The sequence below is a fragment of the Pantoea sp. S-LA4 genome (assembly GCF_054482835.1).
The window spans coordinates 100,540-125,271 of the sequence record NZ_JBTLRC010000004.1; the positions used below are offsets into that span (position 1 = coordinate 100,540).

Here is a 24,732-nt window from a genome sequence, read left to right on the forward strand (position 1 = left end):
AAAGCTCTGAAAAAAGAAGCTGTCATTTACGAGCGAATAATAAGCCTGCTATCGAAAAGATGCCGTTATGGCAGACCGATATATTCTTTTTTTTCATGTGGAGTCATCATGAGATGAAACATGCTGATGCCGGTGCAACAACGTTATCCCGCCGGTTGGCCAGAGGGATTATTCCGTTGATGGTGATGATGGCTGGCGTCGCGATCGTTTTTTATTACTTCAGCGATCATCGCCCGCGGGTCACGCTAATCACGGAGAGCGCGGAAGGTATCAAAGCGGGAAAAACGCCGATTAAAAACCGCAGCATCATTATCGGTGAGGTAGAGAGTACCGCGCTGGCAGACGATCTCCGTCACGTTGAAATCAACCTACGTCTGAATCGGGGTATGGAGAAGCTGTTACACAGCGACAGCGTCTTCTGGCGGGTAAAACCGCAATCAGGCCAAGATGGCATTACCGGCCTGAGCACGCTGATGACCGGAGCCTACATCGCGTTACAGTCTGGTAATAAAGGCCAACCCTTAGCGCACTATCCGCTGCTGGACGCGCCACCGCTGGCACCGGTCAACGCGCCGGGCATCCGTGTTATGTTGCGCAGTGATAAAAACAGTCAGCTTAAAGCCGGAGATCCGGTGATGTTCAGCGGCTATCGGGTCGGGTCGGTGGAAAACAGCCGCTTTGATGCTGACCGGCGAGCGATGACCTACCAGTTATTTATCCCATCACCCTACGATCGTCTGGTGACCACCCATTCCCGCTTCTGGAAGGAGAGCGGGATTAACGTCGGCCGATCGGCGTCAGGTCTGCGGGTGGAAACAGACGCGATGATCTCTTTGTTCACGGGTGGCGTCAGTTTTGATACTCCGCAGGGAATAAAAACCGTGCAGAGTGCCCGCAATAACGCGGAATACCCGCTGTTTGCCGACCGGCAGAGCAGTGAGCGATCCTTTTTCACCCGGCATGTTCCGTTCCTGCTGTTTTTCACCGATTCAGTGCGTGGTTTAAAAGCCGGGGCGCCGGTGGAGTTTCGCGGTATTCGTCTTGGTACCGTCATCAGGGTGCCGTTTGTTTTACCCGGCCGGACGCAGAATATTGCGACGGCCTACCGCGTGCCGGTATTGATTAATATCGAACCTGACCGCTTTGCCCGCGAGATGCCTGATTTTAACCTGGTGCAGCGGCTGAAGAGTGGCATTGCCCGCGGCATGCGCGCTACGCTAAAAACCAGCAGTCTGCTGTCCGGCGCGCTGTATATTGATCTCGATTTTTTAAGTCATGCGCCAGCTTATGATGGACCGGGCATCATTTCCGGCTATGAAATCATTCCGACAGCGCCCGGCGGTCTGAATCAGCTGCAACAGAAACTGGTATTGGTGCTGGATAAGGTGAACCATCTGCCTCTTACGCCACTGGTGAGGCAGGCCAGCGCGACGCTGCAGCAAAGCCAGCGCACGATGGGTGACTTACAAACGACACTGAAACATCTGAATCAGTTAACCGACAGTCCGGCAATGGAAACGCTTCCGGTTGAGTTGCAGCAAACATTGCGCGAGCTGAACAGCAGCCTGAAGGGGCTGCAGCCGGGTTCGCTTGCTTATGATCGAATGGTGGGGAATCTTCAGCGTCTTGATCCGATACTGCGGGAGCTGCAATCCTTACTCAGGATGCTCAACAGCAAAAGTAATGCGCTTATCTCAGATGCCGCCACGCACGCCGATCGCTAAAGGTAAACCCGCTGCCGATGGCGGGGGAGATCCCCGCCGTTCGTTATCACTATTACGCTTCAGGCCAGTCGGTATAGCCCTTCGCCCCGCCGCCGTAATACGCTTCTTTCGGCGCAATGGTCAGTTCGGTACCGTAACGCAGGCGCTTCACCAGGTCCGGGTTGGAAATGAACAGGCGGCCGAAGGCAACGGCATCAATAATTCCCGCGTTCCGGCGGCTGATAGCCATCTCAAGGTCGTAATTATTGTTGCCGATAAACGGACCGGTGAACTGCGCACTCAGTGCATCCATATCCACATCGGCAGGCACGTCCCGCGAGGTGGCCGTCGCGCCTTCGACAAAGTGCAGGTAGGCCAGATTAAAGCGGTTAAGCTGCTGGATGAGGTAGCCATACATCGCCATCACGTTGCTGTCCGGTGGGGTATTCCCGGCGTCAGGCGTGACCGGTGACAGGCGGATACCGACCCGGTCATTACCCCAGATGTTAATGATGGCCTCTGTCACTTCCAGCGTCAGGCGGGCCCGGTTTTCGATGGAGCCGCCGTAGCTGTCGGTACGGTGATTGGTGGAGTCCCGCAGGAACTGGTCGAGCAGGTAGCTATTGGCTGAGTGCACCTCAACGCCGTCAAAACCGACCCGCAGGGCGTTCTCTGCTGCGAGTCTGTACTGTTCGATAATGCCGGGGATTTCTTCAGTTTCGAGCGCGCGCGGGGTGGATACCGGCACAAATCCGTTCACGGTGTAGGTCTGGCCTTCGGCTTTAATAGCGGATGGCGCAACCGGACTTGCACCGTCAGGCTGCAGCTCCACGCTTGAGAAGCGGCCAACGTGCCACAGCTGGCAGACGATTTTTCCGCCCTGAGCGTGGACCGCGTCCGTCACTTTTTTCCAGCCGGCGACCTGCTCTTCATTCCAGATGCCCGGCGTGGCGGCATAGCCGCGGCCCTGAGCCGAGATGTTGGTGGCTTCTGAAATAATCAGGCCGGCGCTGGCACGCTGCGCATAGTAGGTTGCATGCAGTTCATCAGGCACGCCATCCTCACCGTAACGGCTGCGGGTAACCGGAGCCATCACAATACGGTTAGCCAGCTGGAGGCTGCCCATCGCGACGGGGGAAAATAAATCGGTACGGGTACTGTTGTCAGTCATGTAAACCTCTTAATAGTTGACCGGTCGTCTAGTAATTGGATAAAAAAACACGGCTACCCGAGCAGCCGTGTGGTCGCCTTCATTGCTTTACCGAAGGCGTTATCCGGATCGTGAATTTTTGCCATCAGGGAGGCGCCCAGCCAGAGCTGATAGAGCTCTTCGGCCAGCTCATCGGCATCGCTTACCGCAGGCAGTGAGCCATCTTCCTGTCCCAGCCGGATGCAGCCTGCAATTTTATGCACGATTTCCTGGGTACCGGTCGCCAGTACCTGCCGCATGTTGTCGTACCGATCGCAGACTTCCGCGCCGAGCTTGACCACCAGGCATTTGCTTTCCGGCAGGTCTGCGCCCTGGGTCGTCTTCCAGAAAGCGAAGTAACGCAGCAGCCGTTCTCTGGCTGTTCCTGTGCCGCTCAGCTGGTTATCGACTTCCTGCAGATAGTGGCTGAAGTAGTGTTCCAGCAGCGCTTCAGCGAACTCTTCCTTGGATTTGAAGTAGTAGTAAAACGAGCCTTTGGGAATACCGGCAGCCTGGACTATCTCAGACAGCCCGACGGCGCTGTAGCCCTTGTGCGTAATAATCGCCCGAGCTACATCAATGATGTGCTGGCGCATATCTGTCGCGTGTTTTTTCATAGTGCGGCTACTCTATTTAAAAACTGACCGGTCGTCTAGTAATGCCTGTTGCACTTTGTGCGATCGGTGGCTGAGCGGCTGCAGCAGCCTGACGGCATGCTGGCCGATCATTTTCAGGCTTTCCGGCGTGGCCCCTTCCTTCGCTTCAATCGACATCCCTTCCAGCAGGGTGTTCAGCACGGTAGCCAGCGCGGCGGTATCGGTTTCTGCGGGCAGCTGTTGCTGCTGCACCGCTTTGGTTAACCGTTTTTCAAACAGATCTTTATCCTCCTGCCTGAGAAGCCTGGCGGCTCTGTCCACATCGGCCGACTCGGCAGAGACGTTGATCGCCGCCAGAACCACCATGCAGCCACAGGGTGCCGAAGGGGAGAGCAGGATATCGGCTGCTTCGCTAAAGAAGGTGTCAATGGCCTCGTCCTCGCCTGACAAACATATGGCCTTTCGCCTGGTGCGCTATGCCGTGGCCGCCATGCAGCGGCACCTTGAGGCGGGGCATAAAAAGTTGCCACTGGTGATACCGGTTCTGTTCTATACGGGTAAACGCAGCCCGTATCCGTACTCCACCCGGTGGCTGGATGAGTTTGACGATCCGGAGCTGGCAGGCAGGCTCTACAGCCAGGCTTTCCCGCTGGTTGACGTTACCGTCATTCCGGATGATGAAATTGCCGGCCACCGCAGCATGGCTGCCCTGACCCTTCTGCAGAAGCACATCCATCAGCGGGACCTGGCCGAACTGACCGACCGGCTGGTGCCCATTCTGCTGGCTGGCTATCTGTCTTCATCACAGGTGATATCACTGGTACACTATATTGTACAGGCAGGCGAATCAGCCGACGCCGAAGCCTTTGTACGCGAACTGGCACAGCGTGTGCCGCAACATGGAGACGCACTTATGACCATCGCACAACAGCTCGAACAGAAGGGCATTGAGAAGGGCAGGGAAGAAGGTCTTCAGCTCGGTGAGCAGCGTGGTATTGAAAAGGGCCGTACCGAAGGCGAGCGTGAAGCCACGCTGAAAATTGCCCGTACCATGCTGCAGAACGGAATTGACCGCGTCACCGTCATGAAAATGACCGGCCTGACCGAAGATGACCTGGCACAAATTCGCCACTGACTTAATCAGCAGCCTCTCCGGCTCCGGCCACGCTGCTGAGCCGTGAGGTTCAGCCGCCCGGAAAGTCACTATGCCATCGCCCGGACACGCACAGGGCATTCTGCACCTTCAAAACATCACGGGCTTCTGCACGATTTCGTTGGGAATAAGGCTGCCCGCGTGCTCTATCAGCAGCTTCCCCTCCGTGTAACCGTAACAGCCCGGGCGCCCGCGGTGAAAGGCCCGGATGCCGCTGTGCGGGTTCGCCCTGAGCACCTGCAGTATCGCTTCACGCTCCATCATTCACTCCTTTGTTTCAGACCGCCACTCTGGTCCGCAGACGTCGCTATCCCGGACAGCTGAAAATAAACGGGCGCTGGAGCGTGGTCAGCAAGATTTACCACGCCCACGCCGCCCCTTGATGACGCGGGCGGCAAGCGCAGTGGTGTGAATGAGCAAGCTACTGCGCGGTAAGCTCAGCCGTTGGCGTGATCGCTGGCGGCTGGCGCCGTCCACCGTCGTGACTGCGGTTTCTCCGCAGCGTCACCGTTAATCCGCCAGGCGTTATTCAGATCTTTTCGGCTGGCAGATGAATCACTACCTGATGCACTTTTTGCAGGCTCTCCAGCACTATTTCATCGCCTTCACACCGCTCGCCATCCAGCCACAGCTGCCATTCGCCCTCTCCGCGTGACACGGTGATGTTATAGATACCTTCTCCTTCACGGTAGACCACTTTTATCTCGCGCCACGCGGCGGGAAGCTGGGGATGGACAGAGAGGCGTGGGCCGCGTCGGGTGATCCCGAGCAGGCTTTCGGTAATCAGCTGCCAGGCCCAGCCGGAAGAGCCGGTGTACCAGGTCCAGCCGCCGCGCCCGCTGTGACCTTCTGCCGCATAGACATCCGCGGCCATCACGTAGGGTTCGACTTTGTAGATCGCCGAACGCCGCTGATCGCTGCTGTGATTAACCGGATTAATCATCGAGAACAGCGACCAGGCACGTTCGGTTTCCCGCCGTGCCGCAAAAGCCATAATCGCCCACAGCGCACCGTGGGTGTACTGCCCGCCATTTTCGCGCACTCCGGGCAGGTAGCCCCGAATGTAGCCCGGATTAGGTCCTGCGCCATCAAAGGGCGGCGTCAGCAATTTAATCAGCCCGTTCTGCGGATCGACCAGATGCCGGAACAGCGCATTCATCGCAGACTGACTTTTGGCTGCTTCACCCGCCCCGGACAATACCGACCAGCTCTGGGCAATCGCGTCGATGCGGCATTCAGGGTCAACGTGAGAGCCAAGCGTCTGGCCGCTGTCAAAGAAGCCGCGCAGATACCATTCGCCATCCCAGGCCGCAACGTTGAGCACAGTTTTAAGATCCTGCGCATGGCGCTGACACAGCGCGGCGGTAGGGTTGTCACCGATCTGAACCGCCAGCGCGGCGAAACGGGTCAGCACACGATAGAGGAAAAAGCCGAGCCAGACGCTTTCCCCTTTGCCAGCGATCCCGACCGTGCTCATGCCATCATTCCAGTCGCCAGATCCCATCAGCGGTAAGCCGTGCTGACCAAAGCGCAGGGCGTGCTTCACCGCTCGAACCGCATGCTGCCACAGCGTTTCGCTGACCTTGCTGGTGCCAGGCAGCTCATACACCGATTCTTCATCCGCCGCCAGTAAGCGGCCTTCGAGATAGCTGACAGGTTGTGACAGCAGTGCCATATCCTCTGTGGCCTCAACATAGTGGCACAGCGCATAGGGTAGCCAGAGATAGTCGTCGGAGCAGCGTGTTCTGACGCCACGGCCGCCAGGTGGATGCCACCAGTGCTGAACATCGCCCTCAATAAACTGCCGCGATGCGCACAGCAATAGCTGATCGCGCAGCCGCTGCGGTGCCGCATGGGTCAGCGCCAGCGTGTCCTGAAGTTGATCGCGAAAACCGTAGGCCCCGCCGGACTGGTAATAACCGCTGCGCGCCAGTAAGCGACTGGCCAGCGTCTGATAGAGCAGCCAGCCGTTGACCAGCAGATCAACCGCCGGTTCAGGCGTCTGAATCTGCACTTTCGTCAGCACGCTTTGCCAGTAGCGCTTGACCTTTGCCAGCTCATTGCTGGCCTGATCGACTGACAGCAGTTGCTGCATCAGCGCGCTGGCTGCCGTTTCATCCTCACCCACGCCAAGGGCAAAAACAAAGCTGCGGCTGTCACCGTCAATCAGCGTCGTCAGCGTTTGCAGGGCAGCACAGGGGTCCAGACCCGCGCCGGTATTGCCCGACAGGCCGCGAAAATTCATCATCGCTGGCTGCCGAGTGGTGCCGTTACGACCGAGGCACTCCAGCCGGTTGCCGCTATGCGCAATCTGTGTGCCGGTGACGGCGAAAAAGGCGGTACGCGCTGAACCCGCGCTGTGATAGAAGTTTTTAGCCAGCACCGCATTACCGCTAGCCAGCGTAGCGGCTGAAGTCACTACGTGCCGGGCCGAGCGACTCGCCAGCTCACCCAGAACCCATTCGACGTAGCCGGTGATCGACAAATTGCGTGTCCGTCCCGACTGATTACTCAGCGTCAGCAATGACAGCCTGACCGGTGCCAGTTCAGCCATGAATACCGTTAAGGTGCTGCTGATGCCCTGTTCCGTGTGGTCAAAACCGCTGTAGCCGAAGCCGTGTCGGGTCAGGTAATCCCCTTTTCCCCGGATCGGCAGCGGCGTGGGGGACCAGACATCGCCGCTCTCTTCATCACGTAAATAGAGCGCTTCACCACTGCTATCACTCACCGGATCGTTGTGCCACGGCGTCAGGCGATATTCGTGGGCGTTTTCATACCAGCTATAGGCCTGACCACTTTCAGAGATGACGCTGCCTGACTGGCTGTTAGCCAGCACGTTACTCCAGGGCGCAGGCGTCTGCTGCTGCCCGGAAAGAATAATGTGATATTCACGGCCATCGGCGCTAAAGCCGCCGTAACCGTTGAAAAATTGCAAACCCGCCGGGGCAAAATGCACCGCCGCCGGTTCAGGCGTTGGGCGGGTGGCGGTAAACGGATAAGCGGGCAGTGTGCGAGGCGGTTTCAACAGCACGCTGAGCTGGTCGGCCAGGCTGCCATCGCGGCCTTCCAGCACCACTGCCGCCACGCTCAGCAACAGCCGCAAATCTTCCGCGGAAAAACTTTCACTCTTCCGAATAAAGATACCGCCGGGCTTGTCGACCTGCTGACGCTCTTCTCCAGCCGGGATCAGGGTGGTGAGCTGGTTGTAGAGGTTCTGCTGATAGCCGCCCTGATCGCTGTTCATGATCACCAGATCGATCGTCAGGCCTTTCTGACGCCAGTACTGATGCGCCTGGATAACCGTGGTAACCAAATCAAGCTGATCGTTATTCCCGATACGTACCAGCAGAATCGGCAGATCGCCGGATATCGCATGACGCCATAAGGACTCCTGACCCAGCCGGTTCTGCATCAGGTTGTTAAGGTCGCCACGCATCCCGGCGCAAGGGAACAGCAGCGCACTGGCCAGCTGATTAAACAGGCCGGTATCTTCAGTGCGAATATTCAGCTGACGCAGGGCAACCTGACTGTGCGACCAGGCGAGCTCGAACACCCGATCGGCGCTGATATGGTTACGGTACTTCCCGATCAACGCAATCGAGGTGTCGCGCTGCGGCGTCACGCCATACAGCATATCGATGGTGACCGCTTCGCCAGCTTTGAGCGCGACGGTCTGGCGAATCGACAGCAGCGGGTCCAGTACCGCGCCCTGATGGCCGGTCAGCTCACCGCCAGGCTTCAGCGCCTGCGGGCTGGCGCGGCTATTGCCCCGTCCAAGAAACCGGGCCCGATCGGTTTCATAGGTGGTTTCACGGTCGGTATTGCCATGGATCGCCATCGCATGAAACATCCAGGCCGTCACTTCCTGCTCTTCGCGCGGCCGGCGATGCGCCAGAATCGCTTCCAGCCCAGGCAAAATTTCTGTCTGAACAAAAAGGTTACTGAAGGCGGGATGGGCCATATCGCTGGCGGCCGGTGCCAGCACCACTTCGGCATAGCTGGTGATATCGAACCGGCGCGGCTGACGGGAACGGTTGGTAACCGTTATCCGTCTGATCTCAACATCATCTTCCGGCGAGACCACAATATGGGTGTGGATGCTGAACGTGGTGCCCGCTGCGTCAAACTCAATGCCGGCATCATTGAACCGGGCCTTATAGCCGGGCCGTGCACTGCAGATCGGCTGATAACTGTGGCTGATGACGTCGGCGGAATGATGATCGGTGACGTAGCAGAAGGTGCCGTAGTGATTGCTGGTGCTGTCTGCCCGCCAGCGGGTCAGCGCCAGCCCCTTCCACAGGCTGTAGCCTGCACCGGAGTGGGTCACCATCAGATGATAGTTGGCGTTGGACAGCAGCTGAAGCTGTGGCTGACGCGGATCGGAACCGCTGAACTCACGCTGGTCGGGCACGCTCCGCTGCAGTTTGTTATCGACAGCTTCGTCAAAGCTGCGGCGCGGTGTATACAGCTCGATATCATCCGGCACGGTTTCCTGCAGCAGCAGGCGCGACGACTGAAACAGCGCGCTGGAGATGAAGCGGGCCACCATCGGCGCGCCCAGCAGCAGGTGCGACAGCGCCAGAAACCCCATCGCCTGATGATGGGCCATATAGGATTTGACCAGGGTAAATGGTTGACCGGGAGCCAGCCGGTCGGCGGTGAAATCCAGCGCCTCGTAATAGCCATATTCACCCCTGGCGCCCATCGCTTTCAGCCTGAGCAGGTTATCGGTTGCCTCCTGCGGCAGGACCATCAGCGCCAGCAGCGAGGCGTAAGGCGCAACCACCCGATCATCATTCAGACCGCGTTTTAACCCTAATTCTGGCGTGCCGAATGCCCGGTACTGATAGTTATGATTCACGTCAAAGGCGGCATATCCCGATTCCGACACGCCCCACGGCGTACCGGTAGCTTTCGCGGATCGGATCTGCTGCTTCACCGCCGATAACGCCATCTTTTCCAGCAGCGTATCGGGGTAGACCGGCATCACCAGATGCGGCATCAGATATTCAAACATCGAGCCGCTCCACGACATCACGGCGGGCTGATTATCCAGTCGGGTAAATAAGCGACCCAGCACAAACCAGCTTTTGGCGGGCAGCTGATTGGCGGAGATGGCGAAATAGTGGGTCAGCCGCACTTCTGACGGAAACAGGTCATATTTGCTGGCGTCGGGCAGACCGCTGTCAATGTTGTAGCCCACGCTGAGCAACGAGGTAGCCGGAAAATATAAGAAGCGGAAATCCATTCTGGCGTGATCGCTAAGGCGGCTGTCCAGCTCCAGCAGCGCGGCCATCCGCTCACGGGCGGCCCACACCACCGGATCGCTCTGTTGCCGGGTCAATCCAGGGCGATGCTGACGTAATTCAGCCAGCCACAACAGAGACGGCATCTCAGCGGGGAAGGGCGCCTGCGGAGAGACCCAACTGAAAAAGCGACGCCACTCCCCGGCCAGGTCATCCAGCTGCTGGTGGAGCAGGGCTGGCCAGTTGATGCGGCCTGTCGGCTGATGCTGCTGTTGTGCTTCAGCGCTCAGCGGCAGCAGTGCCTCCAGTCCGGATAACAGCTCCGCGGGTGATGCCTGTGCCATCGCCCGTAGCCGGGTGTCGATGTCAGCCAGCAGGTCGTGCTGGCGGGTGCCGGGCTGCGTCGGGATCAGCAACAGCGTATCACGCAGACCTTCCAGCATGCGCGACGGGGAGATCACCGGCTGGTATTTCCACTGCGCCAGTCCGGCCTGCAGCGTAACCAGGTGAGCCGCCATGTTGCCGCTGTCCACGCTGGAGACATAGCGCGGGTTGAGCGGCTGTAACGTCTGCGTGTCATACCAGTTATAAAGATGGCCCCGGAAATGCTCCATCCGATCAAGGGTATCGAGGGTAGCAAGCGATCGCCTGATCACCCGATCCTGACTGACGTAGCCAAAATCCCATGCGGTGAGGTTAGCCAGCAGCGACAGCCCGATATTGGTGGGTGAGGTGCGGTGCGCTATCCGCATCTGCGGGATTTCCTGCAGATTATCCGGTGGCAGATGGTTGTTTTCATCGCTGGCAAACTCACTGAACCAGGCCCAGGTTTCACGGGCGGTGCGGCGCAGAAAACCCTGTTGTGCGGCTGACAATGCGATCCGCGGCGGGGCAACCGGCTGGCTCATGCGGCTGAGCAGCGCCGGGGTCATTGCCCAGAGTAACGCCAGCGCCAGGGCTATATGGATCAACGCTGGCATCGACAGCCCGGTCAGTACCACCAGCGCCACGCCTGCCAGTGGGTTAATCCACATGCAGCGGTAAAAATGGCGTATATCATGGGCGGCCGAAGGGGATGCAGAGGCGCTCTTCCACTCGTTGAGGTAGCGATGGCTGATATTCAGCCGCCACAGGGTGACAACGATCGCTTTCAGCGACCAGTAACTTTCATGCGGCAGAACGGCCAGCGCCAGGCCGGCACGGGAGATACGGTTAAACGCATCGGTAAACAGGATCTGCAGATGCTGCCGCCAGCCGCGTTTTTTACTTTTTGTCACGCCATCAATAATCAGCGCTGGCACGCCAGGCAGCAGCAGAAACAGCATAATGCCAGCGGCCCAGAAGGCCGGATTCGGCACCAGGGTACAGAGCATAAACACCAGCGCCAGCAGGGCAGGTGCGACCAGGCTGCGGCGCAGGTTATCGATTAACTTCCAGCGGGAAAGCGGGCTGAGCGGATTTTTCTGCCGGTGACCATCTTCCAGCCGGACCTGCGGCCGCAGCCAGTTCAGCAGCTGCCAGTCACCTCTGACCCAGCGAAACCGCCGGGCGACATCACTCAGATAGTTCGTCGGGTACTGCTCATAGAGCACCACGTTACTTACCACCCCGGAGCGGGCGTAACAGCCTTCCAGCAGATCGTGACTCAGCACCAGGTTTTCCGGGCAGGTATTACGGGTGGCGCGCGAGAAGGCTGCCACATCGTAAATGCCCTTACCGACAAACGATCCTTCGCCAAACAGATCCTGATAAATATCTGAGGAGAGCGAGGAGTAAGCATCATTACCCGGCACGCTGCTGCACAACCTGGCATAGCGGCCCTGACCCTGAACCGGGATCTCCTCGGCCAGCCGGGGCTGAAGAATGGCATACCCCTCAACCACCCGACTGGACTGAGTGTCGAACACGGGCGCATTAAGCGGATGCGCCATCACGCCAATCAGTTTATGGGCGGTCTCGCGCGGCAGAATGGTGTCGCTGTCGAGCGTAATGACGTATCGGACGCCTTGCAGCTGTGCCTGGGACGCTCCCGCCGTCACGCTGAAGCTATTATCTTCTCCCTGCAGCCAGCGGTTGAGCGCATGGATTTTGCCGCGTTTGCGTTCATAGCCCATCCAGACGCCCTGCGAAATATTATGAGTACGATCGCGGTGCAGCAGTGAAAACAGCGCGCTATCTGCGGCACGGCCGCTGTAGCGGCGATTCAGCGCCTCGGTTTTCAGCACCGCATAGCGGATAAGCGCCTCATCATGAATATGATTCTGTTCCGCGCTGTCGGTGAAGTCGGTCAGTAAGGCAAAACGGATATTCGGTAAGGCGTTGCCGAGATAACAGATCTCCAGGGAGCGAAGCAGCGCGTCGGTGGCGGCGTTGCTGCTGAGTAAACAGGGGATCACCACCAGCGTCTGATGGTGCGGCGGTATCGCCTGAGCATAATCAAGACGCGGCAGCGGAAGCGGATGGCGGGTGCGGGTGGTGAGTTCGCTTAGCAGCTGTAACGCCAGCTGGCTGCTGACGATAAGGGTTGGCAGCACCAGCAGCCAGAGTAACGGCCCGATGCCAGCCTGCTGCGTGCTGACCAGCATCTCAGCGCTAAAGGCGATGGTTAGCAGCAGCAGGCTGCCCAGCCAGGAGAGTAAAGGCGTCTGGCTGAGATGCTGGCGGCTCTTATTCAGCCAGGTGACGTTGACCTGAAGCTGCTCTTCAAGCTGCAGATAGCCTTTATCCAGCAGGAAATAGCCGACATGCTGCTGACGCAGGGGACGTCCGGGCTGGTTAGCCAGATCCAGCACCGTCCGGGCCACCTCCCGCTCATCAAACCGACTGTGCCGGGCCAGACGCTCAATAACGTGACGGTAGTCATCACGACTGTCGAAGTGCATCAGAGGATAAGTCCCTGCCGGGTCCTGCTGAAGAATGCGTTCAACCAGGCTGACTGACTCAACAAAGGCCTGCCAGTCAATCTCGCCCAGCTGGCGCAGTCCAGTAATAGTGTTGCTCACCGACAGCTGACTCAATGCCAGCTGGCGGTTGAACTGTTCAATCACCTCTGACGTTTTCCGGCCGGTGCTTTCAAGCTGCTGCTCAACCCAGGTTAAGGCGAGCGTGTTGTTCTGACCACTCAACCGGCGTTCAAGCTCAGCCACGAAAGCGCCGGAAATCTGCGGGTTCTGACGGGCCATATCGGCGATAACGAGGATCACTTTTGCCGCATCTTTGGCTGCGGTGGCCAGTATATCGGTGATCCATTCTTCAGCTTTGTTGCGCTCCTGATGCACCCTGGCGACCTCCGCCGCAATCCGGGCCAGATTGTTGATCAGCGCAAAGCGCAACATGGCGGGCATCGCCCACAGTTCGCCGAGCAGCAGCGGAGTGACGCGCTGATAGGCGGCGATAAACGGCAGCAGCACGCTGGTTTCAAGCCGGCCATCGCTGTGCCTGATCATCTCCTCGGCGATCGCCTGGATGCGCAGGTAATGCGCCGATTGTTCCAGCATCGGCAATCCTTTACCGAACTTTGCCGGTAACAGGTGCCGCACCAGGCGGATTTGCTCTTCAATGATGTAAAAATTATCCAGCAGCCAGACGGCAGCCGGCGTCTGGCTGCGTTTGTCGCCCTCGCTCAGAATCGCCGCGCTCTGCGTCAGGGACAGCTCGTTATCAGCCAGCTGTTGCAGCAGCCGGTAGGACCATTTACCGCCCGACAGCTTGTGTGTTTTTGCTAATTTCTCGCCGTAGCTCTCCATTTGTTCAGCAGAAAAGAGTTCGGGCCGCTGGGCCTGATAAAGGCCTTCTGGCGGGAACAGCGGGAAATGATCGGAAGGTAATTCACTTTCCCGACTGAACCACGTCGACAGATTTATTTTCACATTCATTTCCTTGCGCTCGCGCAGCTGCTGGGTCTGGAAAAAAGAAAGGATGATAAAAAAGGAAGAGGGAGCCAGAGGTGAAAGCAGGTTCCGATAGGTTAACTATAGTCTTGTTTCGATCATTAACACCGATGTTAATAAAACAGAGGGGCTGTTGACGATAATCACCAAATATAAATAAAAAAATAAAAGAGAGGTTTCTTCGGGTTCTATCTTTATTTAACCAGCGATGGCTTATAGGAAAAGCTAATTATTTCGCCTTGTGCTACGCTGATCGCCCCACTTCAGAGGATACGGACATGACCTGGTTAAGCTTTCTTTTCGACGCGTTGCACCACAACGAAACGAATACCCAGTGCCCGGAGTGTAAGAAATTCTCCAGGCAGTTAATCGCGAAAAAGAACAAAGGCCAGGCTGTGCTGTGTCCGCACTGTAAGTCGCTTTTTATTATTTAAAACGCAGAGAAAAAAGTGACAGTTCCCTTAATCGGACGGCAACCCACTCTTGCCGTTCAGGTGGCTGAGGTGTTTGATTGCTTACCTGATATTTTATCATTTATATCAATCAGCTACGAATGGAAGGCTTCGGCCTGACTGACGCGACGGGTTAAATCTGAATCATAAAAATCGCGCATTAACGCTCATATTCAATGAAATAGCGGTCGGATTCACGCTTTTCCACGAACTCGAACGGAGAGGGCGTAATCACATGCTGGCCCGCACGCCAGACATCATTGATTCTGGCAATCGTGTCGCCTTCCCGTAGCGGAAAAGTTGTGCTGACGCGTAACACCGCAGTAGTGCCATTGTCAAAATCGACCTCGTACAGTGCAATATTACTGGCGGGTAGAATCGTTCTTGCATGAATTATTCTGCCGTGCAGTTCACTACATACTGATTTTTTCATGATAAACCTCTTATCTATTCATGTGCTTAATCCTCAGCAGGAAAATTTATTTCCTCTCTCCGTTGTTGTGACATCAATTAAGCGGGCTGATAGATAGTGATGCGTAACGATCAATATAGCTGTTCTGGCAAAAATAAATGAGAGCTTCAGCGTATGCGTAATGATTAAAAGAGGTGAATAAAAAAGCGGGCAGTTAAAATTAATGTGACCTATGCCCCAGACTGATGCAATAAACCGCTGGCGACGAATAAAATATGTCACGCATCAGGTTCAGCCTCTTCTGGCGCTGCAAATCAATCATCCATTCGCGGCAGCCGATCGGGCGTGGCAGGGCGTATCCGGTCAGGCGATTCATTCCGCAGAGGCGAGAATCAGCAGGCCGTGGCAGCGCTCCCGGTTCAGTAATGAGCCGGAGTGAACAGACAAACCGCCTGTTCACTCCGTGGTTTTAACCAGCGGGGAATGACTCAGCGATCGGCGTTTGCTCTTTGCTTTAGCGCATAAACCAGTACCACCGCGAAACAGATCATCGGCAGCGAGTAGGAGACGGCCGTGGTGTAACGATCGGCGATGGCACCCATCATATAGGGCATCACCGCGCCCCCGACAATCGCCATGATCATCACCGAACTGGCCCGTTTAGTTTGCTTGCCCATGTTCTTCACGCCCATGGCAAAAAGGGTCGGGAACATGATCGACATAAAGAAGAATATCGCCACCAGGGCAATCACCGAGACATTGTCGATACCGGCAACCACCACGCCGCATAACACAATATTGATGATGGCATAGGCCACCAGTAGCGTAGCCGGGCGGATAAAACCCATCAGCCAGGTACTGAAGAAGCGGCCGACCATAAAGCTGATCATGCCCACCGACAGCAGATAGGAGGCGTTCTGGTTCGACAGCGTATGCCAGTGTTCGGTGGTGTAATTGATAAAGAAAGCGCCAACGCCAACCTGGGCGGCGACATAAAAGAACTGGGCAATCACGCCGCCGGTAAAATGGCCATGCTGCCACAATCCTTTGGCGATACCCTGGTCTGCATCGCTGCTCTGCTCACGGATATCCGGCAGTTTCGTCCGTCCGAACAGGAAGGCTATCAGCAGCACTAAAAAGGCGATCGCGACGTAGGTGGTTTTCACCGAAGCGAGCCCGTCAGCGGTGGTGCTCTGAGTAGCGGAAAAGAACAGCGAGCCGCCAATCACCGGACCAATAAACTGCCCTAAGCCGTTAAACGATTGCGAGAGATTCAGACGGCGTTCTGCGCCAGCCGGATCGCCCAGTACCGTGGCAAAGGGGTTAGCGGCGGTTTCGAGACACCCCAGCCCGAGGGCAATCACAAACAGCGCGAACAAAAACAGGCTAAAACTGCCTGCCGAGGCGGCCGGGACAAACAGCAGTGCGCCCACCGCATACAAACATAAACCGACCAGGATGCCCGCCTTATAGCCAAAGCGATCCATAAAAAAACCGGCCGGCAGGGCAATGATGAAATAGGCACCAAAATAGGCGGCCTGTAACAGCCCGGACTGCGCCTTATTAACGTGTAATACCTCCTGGAAATGCTTATTCAGCACATCCAGCAGCCCGTAGGATAATCCCCACAGGAAAAACAGCGTGGTGACCAGAATAAACGCCAGACGGAACCCGGATGTGGTTTTGCGCTCCGCATAGGCGGGAGCCGCAGTTTTATTGGCGAACATGGTGTATTCCTCAGTATCTGGTGGTGCCTGCAGGAGTAGGGTCAGCTCGGATGGCTGGGTTTTTTTTATGTCAGATAACGTGAAAAACGGCTGCTCTCTGGAACAACGAGAGGCACTACGGCTGTTCTGTCAGTGAAAAAATGCGTGTCATTTCTACCCACTTTTGACCCGCGGGTGTCCAGGGTGTGGGGCGCTGATATTTCCACATCAGGGTTTCCCACTCGCAGATTTTCGGGTCCTCAAGGCTGCGGCGTTCGAATTGCGCGCGGTCAAAGTCGTCCGTGGTTTCTATCACCATCATCAGCCGGTTACCCAGCCGGTAAATCTCCATCTCTGCAATGCCGTAATGACGCAGGTGCGTGGTAATTTCCGGCCAGATTTGCTGGTGATAGCGTTGATACTCTTCGATAAGACGCGGATCGTCGCTGAGATCCAGCGCCTGGCAATAGCGCCGCGTCATGTCAGCGCCCGATCAAGATGGGTGTAACCGCCATCGACGGTCAGCCACTGACCTGTGGTGTGCGACGCCCGCGAAGAGAGCAGAAAGACCACCGTATTGGCGATCTCCTGCGGCGTGGTCATGCGCTGCCCAAGCGGAATATGCGAGGTGATTTGTTGCAGTTTCTCTTCGTGGTGATCGAAACTCTGAATCCAGCGCGCGTAGAGCGGCGTCATCACTTCAGCCGGGATAACCGCATTCACCCGGATACCCTCGTTCAGCAGGGCCGCCGCCCATTCACGGGTCAGCGCCAGAATGCCGCCCTTGGCCGAGGCATAGCCGCTGGTATTGCCCTGACCGGTTAACGCGGTTTTCGAACTGATATTGACGATTGCGCCCCGGCTGGCACGCAGCGCATTCAGGCACAGGTGCGCCATCAGGTAGTAGTGAATCAGATTCTGTTCGAGTGACTGCACAAAGGCGGCGCGTCCGGCATCCAGACCGACGTTGTCATTGGCACCGGCGTTGTTCACCAGGCCGTCAATGGCGGAATAACGGGTCAGGATCGTATCCAGCGCGGCCTTGCAGCTCGCTTCGTCACGCAGCTCGGCGAGCACGAAGCTGGCCTGCGGCGAGCATTGTTGCAGCTTATGCATCAGCTCATTCGCCGGTTCGGTATTGCTGACGATCACCGGGATGGCGCCTTCTTCGGCCAGCGTCAGCGAGATCGCCTCGCCGATGCCGGAACCGCCGCCGGTGACGATTACCACTTTATTTTGCAGATAGAGATTCATCGTGTGTTTCCTGTAATCGGTAAAGAGAGCAGGCATTGCCGCCATAAATGGCTGCCTGTTCGGCACCACTGAGTTTTGCTATGGCTGTTTGCCAGAGCTGCCAGGGATCGTCATCGGCACCGGCCAGCAGCGAAACCGGCCAGTCGGAACCGAACATCAGCCGTTCGCTGCCGAAAATCTCCAGTGCCACATCGAAATAAGGCAGCAGGTCGTCGGCGGAGAGGCCCGCCGGGCGTGGCTCAGTCAGCAGACCGGAGAGCTTGCAACTGACGTGTTTCAGCGCCTTCAGCGGCGCAACCTGCTGCTTCCAGTGGCGGGCTCCCCGTGTCAGATCGGGCTTGCCGAAGTGATCGAGCACCAGAAAATGCTGGTCATGGCGCTGCGCAAACTCAACGGCTTCGGCCAGATGGTGATGCGTCACCAGCAGTTCGTAGAGAAATTCCCGCTGCTGAAGCTGGCGAATCCCGGCATTAACGGCCGGATCGGCCAGCCACTGCGCCGGATAAGGCTCGTCCTGAACCGGGTGGCGAAAACCACGCAGCAGCGGATGGGCTAATGCGTCCAGCTGGCGCGGCAGATCGGCGTCACGCAGATCGATCCAGCCAGTCACCGCCGCGACAAAATCGGTCTGATCGGCCAAATCCAGCAGCCAGCGGGTCTCCTCCAGGCTGCATCGCGCCTGGACCAGGATGGTTTTCTGCACATCGTGGCGGCGCAGGATCGGCCGCAACCTCTGCGGCAGGAAATCCTGTTTCAGCACACCCATCTCATCGTTGATCCAGCGGTAATCCTGCGGCGTGTAGCGCCAGAAATGCTGGTGGCTGTCGACTCGCATCATCGGCATTCTCCTTTGCGGCTCAGGCGTGGTAGCGATATTTTTCGATGGACGCCTGATGCATTTCGATAGAGAAGCCGGGCGATTTGGGCGGCATGTAGGCTGCGCCGCGGATCTCACAGGGGTCGACAAAATGCTCGTGAAGGTGGTCAACGTATTCGATAACCCGGCCTTCATGCGTCCCGGCGATACAGAGATAATCGATCATCGAAAGATGCTGCACGTACTCGCACAACCCGACGCCGCCCGCGTGCGGGCAGACCGGCAGGTTGTATTTGGCCGCCATCAGCATCACCGCCAGCACTTCGTTAATGCCGCCCATGCGGCAGGCATCTATCTGCACCACATCAATCGCTTCACGCATGATGAACTGCTTAAACATGATGCGGTTCTGGCACATCTCGCCGGTGGCGATTTTGACCGGCGCAACACCCTGACGAATGGTGCGATGGCCTTCGATATCATCCGGGCTGGTCGGCTCTTCGATAAACCAGGGGTTGGCAAACGCCAGGGCGTTCACCCACGGAATGGCGTCGCGGGTTTCCCACACCTGGTTAGCGTCGATCATCAGCTTGCGGTCCGGACCGATCACTTCACGGGCAATACGCACCCGGCGAATGTCATCTTCCAGGTCACGTCCGACTTTCAGCTTGAGATAATCGAAGCCGGCATCGACCGCCTGCTGACACAAACGGCGCAGCTTGTCGTCGGGATAGCCCAGCCAGCCGGCCGAGGTGGTGTAGCACGGGTAACCTTCCGCCAGCAGTTTTTCAAGACGCTGTGCTTTGTTGTCACCACGCTGTTGCAGCAGCGTCAGCGCCTCCTGCGGGGTAATGCAGTCGGTGATGTAGCGAAAATCGATGCAGCGCACCAGCTCTTCCGGCGTCATATCCGCCACCAGCTGCCACACTGGTTTGCCGACCGCCTTACTCCATAAATCCCATACCGCATTGACCACGGCACCGGTCGCCAGATGGATAGCGCCTTTATCCGGCCCAATCCAGCGCAGCTGGCTGTCGCTGGTGAAATCCCGCCAGAATTTCCCCATATCGGCCGTCATATCCGCCAGTTGGCGACCGACGATCAGATGCTGCAGTGCGCCGATCGCGGCACAACAGATCTCATTACCGCGCCCGATGGTGAAGGTCAGGCCATGCCCTTGCAGGGCCGGATTGTCGGTGTCCAGAATCACATACGCCGCGGAGTAGTCGGGATCGGGATTCATCGCATCCGAGCCATCCATCGTCAGCGACGTCGGGAAGCGCACATCCTCTACACGTAAAGCCGTAATCGTCGTCATCAAAAATTCCTTCCGCTGTAATGGGGCTATGCCTGTACCGTCTTCTGACGCTGCTCACCCAGACCTTCAATCCCGAGGTGCATAACCTGACCGGCTTTCAGATAGAGCGGCGGTTTTTGTCCCAGACCGACGCCCGGCGGTGTGCCGGTCGAGATGATGTCGCCGGGTTGCAGGCTCATAAAGCGGCTGAGATAACTGATAATTTCAGGAATGCGGAAAATCATGGTGCGGGTATTGCCGTTCTGATAGCGCGTGCCATCCACTTCCAGCCACAGGTTCAGCTGATGCGGATCGGGGATTTCATCGGCGGTCACCAGCCACGGGCCAATCGGACCAAAGGTGTCGCAGCCTTTGCCCTTGTCCCAGGTGCCGCCGCGTTCAATCTGGAACTCCCGTTCAGAGACGTCGTTGATCACGCAGTAACCGGCGACGTGTGCCATGGCGTCGGCTTCGCTGATATAGCGGCCGCCGGTGCCAATCACCACGCCCAGCTCAACTTCCCAGTCGGTTTTCACTGAATCACGCGGGATTTCGACATCATCGTTCGGGCCGATAATGGCGCTGGTCCACTTGCTGAAGACCACCGGTTCTTTTGGGATTTCAGCCCCGGTTTCCGCCGCGTGATCGGCGTAGTTCAGGCCGATACAGATAAATTTCCCGCTTCTGGCCACGCATGCGCCCAGACGGGGTTCACCGCTCACCAGCGGCAGGCTGTGCGGATCGAGCTGGCGCAGTGCGTTGAGCGTGGCCGGTTGCAGGGCATCGCCGTCGATGTCGGTGACGTGAGCGCTGAGATCGCGCAGTTTTCCGTTGCTGTCCAGCAGGCCGGGGCGTTCAGAACCTGCATTGCCGTATCGTAGTAGTTTCATCGATCACTATCCTTCTGTGAAAAAGTCAGGGAAGCAGAGTGGCTGCGGGATCAGTTACTCCAGCCGCCGTCAATAATCTGCACCGTACCGGTGGTGTAGGAACTGGCATCAGAGGCGAGATAGAGCGCCAGCTGGGCGATCTCCTCAGTTTTACCAATACGGCCAATCGGCTGGCGGGAAACAAACGCCGCATAAACTTCCGCTTCGCTGCGTCCTTCAGCCAGGGCCTGAGCGGCAATGCGCTGGCGCAGGGAAGGTGACTCCACCGTGCCGGGGCAGATCGCATTACAGCGAATGCCGCGGGTGACGTAATCTGCCGCCACCGAACGGGTCAGGCCAATCACTGCCGCTTTGGACGCGCTGTAGGCAAAGCGGTTTGGCACCCCTTTGATGCTTGAAGCGACTGACGACATGTTGATCACCGAGCCGTGGTTGCGCTCCAGCATCGCTGGCAGGAAAGCGCGGATCATGCGGAACATCGCGGTGACATTGAGATCCAGCGCGAACTGCCATTCGCTTTCGCGGCAGCTGAGTATGTCGCCGCTGTGAACCACACCGGCGCAGTTAAACAGCACATCGAGCGGACCGGTGGTTTCTGCCAGCGCAGCGATCGCCTGGGGATCGGTGACGTCGAGGTGTTGCGCTGTGATACCCGGTATCTGCTGTAACGCGCTGATATTGATATCTGTGGCAATCACCTCTGCACCTTCGCGGGCAAACAGGGCGGCGGTGGTAAAACCGATGCCCTGTCCTGCGGCGGTAATCAGTACTTTTTTCCCTGCCAGGTTCATGGCAACTCCCACTAAAAGGGTTTTATAGGTCTAATGGTCAGGCCATTAGAGGCGAAAAAAATGCGTTAAAACCAGTGCTTTTTGCTAAGATGTCGCGCAAGCTTCTGCTTAAAACGCCATTTCGGTTAACCAATTTTTTACATGCATAAAACAAAGCAGCAAGATTTTTGTCTGGAAAATGCTAGCTGAATCACTTAATGAGAATTGACCTCAGGTGTCCGATGCCGATAAAAAGATTAGAAAACCCAAGGATTTACAGGCAGATAGCTGACCAGCTAAAAACATTAATTGATAATAACGAGTTTCCACCCGGCAGCCGGCTGCCAGCCGAACGTGAATTAGCCAGTCTGTTGCAGGTCAGCCGCGCGTCGGTGCGGGAAGCGCTGATTGCGCTTGAAGTGATTGGGCTGGTGGATGTGCGGGTCGGTAACGGCGTGATAGTGCGTCAGCCGCCAGCCTTACCGGCTTCGCCTTCGCAGGAACCGGTGATGTCGCAGGCGGGGCGCAATCAGTGGGCCGACGTTGATGATGAGCTGAACATCGAACTGGATTTTACCGCTGAGCTGCCGCCCTTTTCGCTGTTACAGACCCGCCGGTTGATCGAACCTGAAACCGCAGCCCTGGCGGCAAGAAACGCCACTGATGAAGAACTTGCTGCGATCAGGCAGGCATATGAGCAAAACTGCTACGATAATCGCAATGGCTCGGCGACCCATCCAGGCGATCGTCTGTTCCATATCCGCATTGCCCAGGCCAGCGGCAATCCAGCCTATGCGTTTATCATTGGGCACCTGCTGGGACACCGTTACGGCACCATGTTCCGCAGCCTGCAACTCCACTACACTCCCCAGGACATGCCGCACCGTTCTGAGATCGAACATCTCAGGATTCTGAATGCGCTGGAAGCGCGCGACAGCCGTGCCGCGAAGAAGGCGATGAAAGAGCATCTGGATGCGGTGATTAAGATTTTCGGTCAGGGGTAAAACAGCGGTCTTGCAGGTGTGACAGCGCGTGAGTGTTATCCGCGGTCTGCGGCAGAGCGGTTTTTGAAGCGGGATAATCAAGCCTGCCATCCCGCTGCATGAGCGCTTGCGGGCCAGCTTGCGCATTCAGGCTTTGCGCCGATCTGTCGGCGGCTCACGATTGACGTTGGGCTGTCGCAGCACTTCAGCGTCATGACTTTTTATCTGCGTTTGATCACCATCCGATACGATTAATCAAGGAACGGAGAGAATGCCAGACCGCAAAAAGATCCTGCTTACCGGTGCCAGTGGCCGCATTGGCCGCACCTGCTTCAGCGCCCTGAGTGAAGCCTATGATTTCATCCTGACCGATCTGAGGCTGCCGGAGGATGAAATCCCCTCGCCACATCGGTTTATCACCGCCGATCTTTCACAACCAGGCGCGGCGGCAACGCTGCTGGCCACCGCGCAGCCTGATGTAATCGTACATCTGGCCGGTATCCCGCATGCCGATGCCCCCTTTGAACAGCTGCTGCCTGCAAATATTGTTGCCGTAACCTGGCTGCTTGAAGCGGCAGCCGCCTCCACCTGTGGTCGTTTTGTTTTTGCCAGCAGCGCCCAGACCATTGAGGGTTATCCGATTGATGTGCAGATCCAGCCGGGAATGGCAGTGGCACCGGCTAATCTGTATGGCGTCACCAAGTGCTACGGCGAGGCGCTCTGTTCTTTTTATGCCAGCCAGCACCGCCTTTCCTGTGTTGCGCTCAGAATCGGGGCCTTTGAACCTAAACAGGCCGGCGTGCTGAAAAATGCCCGCGACTACAGCGCGTGGCTGAGCCCGCAGGATGCGGTCAGGCTGATAACCTGCGCGATTGAAGCGGAAAATATCGGCTTCTTTATCGGCTATGGAATTTCAGATAATCGGTTTAAGCGTTTTGACCTCACCGCGACCCGCGAGGTACTCGGTTATCAACCGATGGATGACGCCTTCCGGGAATTCGGCACGGCATCGCTTAACTTTTGACAGAATATTTCTCATAACGTCAAACTGTGATGAAATCGCCGGCCCTTGTCTCAGAGAAGGATGAACAGGCAGAGACGATATTCATGCAGGCAAGGCTCATGCACTTCAGGCTGCAGGACCCCAAAACGGCTACCTGAGGCCCACTACGGTTGTAACACCTCATCTTCATTATTTTAACTGATCATGAACATCCTTCATGTTCGGTGAAATTAAATCACTTTTCCTCAATCACCGTCTGAGGCATAAAGGATGCATTGCTAATATCAATTGATAATATGAAGATTCGCCAGCGCTGCTGAGTTTCTGTTCGCTCGCAACCGCGAATCTCATATTTTGTATCAGACGATCAGGGTGTCAGATTGCGATGAATAATGCCTTTACCTTTACTCTTAAAAGTCTGCGTTTCGACGAGAATTATAATCCGTCTGAAAATACGCGCATCACCACTAACTTTGCCAATTTAGCGCGGGGTGAAAAGCGTCAGGATAATTTACGCAATGCCCTGGTCATGATTAATAATCGTTTCAATTCGCTGGCGAACTGGGATAACCCGAAAGGTGACCGTTATTCTGTTGAACTGGAAATTATATCGGCAGAGTTATCGATCAATGCACAAGGCCGCAATGATGCCTTTCCGGTAATTGAAGTTTTAAAAACGCATATCATTGATCATCAGACCCAGCAGCGCATTGAAGGTATTGTCGGCAATAACTTCTCTTCGTATGTGCGCGATTATGATTTCAGCGTGGTGTTGCCGGCACACAATAAAAACAGAAGCGAATTTAGTACGCCGGAAAATTATGGTGTTCTGCATGGCAACATCTTCAAAAGTTTTGTTAACTCTGCGGCGTATAAAGAGAAATTCAGTAAGTCGCCGGTGATATGCCTGAGCGTCTCCAGTAAAAATACCTATCACCGGACCGGTAACCATCATCCGGTGCTGGGCGATGAATATGCCCAGAATGAAACCTCGCTGACCGATGATTATTTCGCGAAGATGGGGCTAAGGGCGCGTTATTTCATGCCGCGTAACAGCGTTGCACCGCTGGCTTTTTATTTCCAGGGTGACCTGCTGCACGATTACAGCAACCTCGAACTGATTAGCACCATCAGCACCATGGAAACGTTTCAGAAAATATACCGGCCTGAAATCTACAATGCCAATTCGGCGGCGGGAAATGTCTATCAACCCAGCCTGACGCATCAGGATTATTCATTAACACGAATTGTCTACGATCGAGAAGAGCGCAGTCAGCTGGCCGTTGAGCAGGGTAAGTTTACTGAAGAACTTTTCATTAAGCCCTGGCAGACGCTTCTTGAGCAATGGTTTGCCCAGCCCGTTGTTTGAAC

Annotated in this window: 18 protein-coding genes and 1 pseudogene; 6 read left to right on the forward strand and 13 right to left on the reverse strand. The window is 56.6% G+C overall.

Annotated elements, in window-relative coordinates; genetic code table 11:
* The first annotated feature begins 113 nt into the window (after positions 1 to 113).
* Positions 114 to 1,724, forward strand: coding sequence for an intermembrane transport protein PqiB (pqiB, locus tag ACX3P5_RS21065; RefSeq protein WP_233988428.1), 1,611 nt, complete (start codon positions 114 to 116; stop codon positions 1,722 to 1,724).
* Positions 1,725 to 1,776: 52 nt separating this feature from the next.
* On the opposite strand, the gene ACX3P5_RS21070 is transcribed toward pqiB, so the two are convergent.
* Genes ACX3P5_RS21070 through ACX3P5_RS21080 form a run of 3 tightly spaced genes read right to left on the reverse strand, consistent with a single transcriptional unit; the run spans position 1,777 to position 3,938 of the window.
* Entirely contained in the window at positions 1,777 to 2,874 is a 1,098-nt protein-coding gene (locus tag ACX3P5_RS21070; RefSeq protein WP_458969305.1) for an alkene reductase, read from the reverse strand.
* A 53-nt stretch (positions 2,875 to 2,927) separates the two neighbouring features.
* Entirely contained in the window at positions 2,928 to 3,509 is a 582-nt protein-coding gene (locus ACX3P5_RS21075; protein ID WP_336756014.1) for a TetR/AcrR family transcriptional regulator, read from the reverse strand.
* A gap of 12 nt (positions 3,510 to 3,521) precedes the next feature.
* Positions 3,522 to 3,938: a TetR family transcriptional regulator C-terminal domain-containing protein gene (locus ACX3P5_RS21080; protein WP_458969306.1), complete on the reverse strand. Its 417-nt coding sequence runs from the start codon at positions 3,936 to 3,938 to the stop codon at positions 3,522 to 3,524.
* On the opposite strand from ACX3P5_RS21080, the pseudogene ACX3P5_RS21085 reads away from it, so the two are divergent.
* Positions 3,925 to 4,623: pseudogene (locus tag ACX3P5_RS21085) on the forward strand (Rpn family recombination-promoting nuclease/putative transposase); the annotation flags it as partial. The gene ACX3P5_RS21080 and the pseudogene ACX3P5_RS21085 sit on opposite strands and share 14 nt — an antisense overlap.
* Positions 4,624 to 4,731: 108 nt before the next feature.
* Here the strand turns inward: ACX3P5_RS21085 and ACX3P5_RS21090 are convergent.
* Both ACX3P5_RS21090 and ACX3P5_RS21095 read right to left on the reverse strand, forming a co-directional pair.
* Positions 4,732 to 4,905 (reverse strand): hypothetical protein, encoded by a 174-nt coding sequence (locus tag ACX3P5_RS21090; RefSeq protein WP_458969307.1) that lies wholly within the window; start codon positions 4,903 to 4,905, stop codon positions 4,732 to 4,734.
* 265 nt (positions 4,906 to 5,170) lie between these two features.
* Positions 5,171 to 13,756, reverse strand: a complete 8,586-nt coding sequence (locus tag ACX3P5_RS21095) for a GH36-type glycosyl hydrolase domain-containing protein (protein ID WP_458969308.1) — start codon at positions 13,754 to 13,756, stop codon at positions 5,171 to 5,173.
* A 299-nt stretch (positions 13,757 to 14,055) separates the two neighbouring features.
* Here ACX3P5_RS21095 and ACX3P5_RS21100 point away from each other — a divergent pair, with 299 nt between their 5' ends.
* Entirely contained in the window at positions 14,056 to 14,211 is a 156-nt protein-coding gene (locus ACX3P5_RS21100; protein ID WP_336756018.1) for a YnfU family zinc-binding protein, read from the forward strand.
* A gap of 178 nt (positions 14,212 to 14,389) precedes the next feature.
* On the opposite strand, the gene ACX3P5_RS21105 is transcribed toward ACX3P5_RS21100, so the two are convergent.
* The 8 genes from ACX3P5_RS21105 to ACX3P5_RS21140 all read right to left on the reverse strand — a co-directional run bounded on the left by ACX3P5_RS21105 (position 14,390) and on the right by ACX3P5_RS21140 (position 21,396).
* A complete protein-coding gene (locus ACX3P5_RS21105) occupies positions 14,390 to 14,662 on the reverse strand; it encodes a hypothetical protein (RefSeq protein WP_336756019.1) in 273 nt (90 codons plus the stop codon).
* A 467-nt stretch (positions 14,663 to 15,129) separates the two neighbouring features.
* Complete coding sequence (fucP, locus tag ACX3P5_RS21110; protein WP_336756020.1) at positions 15,130 to 16,368, reverse strand: L-fucose:H+ symporter permease; 1,239 nt, start codon at positions 16,366 to 16,368, stop codon at positions 15,130 to 15,132.
* Between the two features lie 115 nt (positions 16,369 to 16,483).
* Entirely contained in the window at positions 16,484 to 16,828 is a 345-nt protein-coding gene (locus ACX3P5_RS21115; protein WP_458969309.1) for an L-rhamnose mutarotase, read from the reverse strand.
* Positions 16,825 to 17,601, reverse strand: coding sequence for an L-fucose dehydrogenase (locus ACX3P5_RS21120; RefSeq protein ID WP_233988415.1), 777 nt, complete (start codon positions 17,599 to 17,601; stop codon positions 16,825 to 16,827). The genes ACX3P5_RS21115 and ACX3P5_RS21120 overlap by 4 nt, the downstream gene beginning before the upstream one ends.
* A complete protein-coding gene (locus tag ACX3P5_RS21125; protein ID WP_458969310.1) occupies positions 17,579 to 18,439 on the reverse strand; it encodes an amidohydrolase family protein in 861 nt (286 codons plus the stop codon). Before ACX3P5_RS21125 ends, ACX3P5_RS21120 begins: the two co-directional genes overlap by 23 nt.
* Positions 18,440 to 18,458: 19 nt before the next feature.
* Positions 18,459 to 19,736 (reverse strand): L-fuconate dehydratase, encoded by a 1,278-nt coding sequence (locus ACX3P5_RS21130; RefSeq protein WP_458969311.1) that lies wholly within the window; start codon positions 19,734 to 19,736, stop codon positions 18,459 to 18,461.
* A gap of 26 nt (positions 19,737 to 19,762) precedes the next feature.
* A complete protein-coding gene (locus ACX3P5_RS21135) occupies positions 19,763 to 20,605 on the reverse strand; it encodes a fumarylacetoacetate hydrolase family protein (protein ID WP_458969312.1) in 843 nt (280 codons plus the stop codon).
* A 50-nt stretch (positions 20,606 to 20,655) separates the two neighbouring features.
* A complete protein-coding gene (locus ACX3P5_RS21140; protein WP_262287718.1) occupies positions 20,656 to 21,396 on the reverse strand; it encodes an SDR family oxidoreductase in 741 nt (246 codons plus the stop codon).
* Between the two features lie 221 nt (positions 21,397 to 21,617).
* Between ACX3P5_RS21140 and ACX3P5_RS21145 the strand changes: the two genes are divergently transcribed.
* The 3 genes from ACX3P5_RS21145 (at position 21,618) to ACX3P5_RS21155 (ending at position 24,730) form a co-directional block, all read left to right on the forward strand.
* Positions 21,618 to 22,379: a FadR/GntR family transcriptional regulator gene (locus tag ACX3P5_RS21145; RefSeq protein ID WP_233988410.1), complete on the forward strand. Its 762-nt coding sequence runs from the start codon at positions 21,618 to 21,620 to the stop codon at positions 22,377 to 22,379.
* Between the two features lie 250 nt (positions 22,380 to 22,629).
* Positions 22,630 to 23,382 carry an NAD-dependent epimerase/dehydratase family protein gene (locus tag ACX3P5_RS21150; protein ID WP_458969313.1) on the forward strand — a complete coding sequence of 251 codons (753 nt, stop codon included), beginning with the start codon at positions 22,630 to 22,632 and terminating at the stop codon, positions 23,380 to 23,382.
* A gap of 364 nt (positions 23,383 to 23,746) precedes the next feature.
* On the forward strand, positions 23,747 to 24,730 hold the full coding sequence (locus ACX3P5_RS21155) for a DUF1852 domain-containing protein (RefSeq protein ID WP_458969314.1): 984 nt from the start codon (positions 23,747 to 23,749) through the stop codon (positions 24,728 to 24,730).
* Positions 24,731 to 24,732: the final 2 nt, after the last annotated feature.

What these genes read in the sequence shown, in the direction of transcription:
- pqiB (WP_233988428.1), top strand. Translation starts at nt 114, where the DNA reads ATGAAACATGCTGATGCCGGTGCAACAACGTTATCCCGCCGGTTGGCC.
- ACX3P5_RS21070 (WP_458969305.1), bottom strand. Translation starts at nt 2,874, where the DNA reads ATGACTGACAACAGTACCCGTACCGATTTATTTTCCCCCGTCGCGATG.
- ACX3P5_RS21075 (WP_336756014.1), bottom strand. Translation starts at nt 3,509, where the DNA reads ATGAAAAAACACGCGACAGATATGCGCCAGCACATCATTGATGTAGCT.
- ACX3P5_RS21090 (WP_458969307.1), bottom strand. Translation starts at nt 4,905, where the DNA reads ATGATGGAGCGTGAAGCGATACTGCAGGTGCTCAGGGCGAACCCGCAC.
- ACX3P5_RS21100 (WP_336756018.1), top strand. Translation starts at nt 14,056, where the DNA reads ATGACCTGGTTAAGCTTTCTTTTCGACGCGTTGCACCACAACGAAACG.
- ACX3P5_RS21105 (WP_336756019.1), bottom strand. Translation starts at nt 14,662, where the DNA reads ATGAAAAAATCAGTATGTAGTGAACTGCACGGCAGAATAATTCATGCA.
- fucP (WP_336756020.1), bottom strand. Translation starts at nt 16,368, where the DNA reads ATGTTCGCCAATAAAACTGCGGCTCCCGCCTATGCGGAGCGCAAAACC.
- ACX3P5_RS21115 (WP_458969309.1), bottom strand. Translation starts at nt 16,828, where the DNA reads ATGACGCGGCGCTATTGCCAGGCGCTGGATCTCAGCGACGATCCGCGT.
- ACX3P5_RS21120 (WP_233988415.1), bottom strand. Translation starts at nt 17,601, where the DNA reads ATGAATCTCTATCTGCAAAATAAAGTGGTAATCGTCACCGGCGGCGGT.
- ACX3P5_RS21125 (WP_458969310.1), bottom strand. Translation starts at nt 18,439, where the DNA reads ATGATGCGAGTCGACAGCCACCAGCATTTCTGGCGCTACACGCCGCAG.
- ACX3P5_RS21130 (WP_458969311.1), bottom strand. Translation starts at nt 19,736, where the DNA reads ATGACGACGATTACGGCTTTACGTGTAGAGGATGTGCGCTTCCCGACG.
- ACX3P5_RS21135 (WP_458969312.1), bottom strand. Translation starts at nt 20,605, where the DNA reads ATGAAACTACTACGATACGGCAATGCAGGTTCTGAACGCCCCGGCCTG.
- ACX3P5_RS21140 (WP_262287718.1), bottom strand. Translation starts at nt 21,396, where the DNA reads ATGAACCTGGCAGGGAAAAAAGTACTGATTACCGCCGCAGGACAGGGC.
- ACX3P5_RS21145 (WP_233988410.1), top strand. Translation starts at nt 21,618, where the DNA reads ATGCCGATAAAAAGATTAGAAAACCCAAGGATTTACAGGCAGATAGCT.
- ACX3P5_RS21150 (WP_458969313.1), top strand. Translation starts at nt 22,630, where the DNA reads ATGCCAGACCGCAAAAAGATCCTGCTTACCGGTGCCAGTGGCCGCATT.
- ACX3P5_RS21155 (WP_458969314.1), top strand. Translation starts at nt 23,747, where the DNA reads ATGAATAATGCCTTTACCTTTACTCTTAAAAGTCTGCGTTTCGACGAG.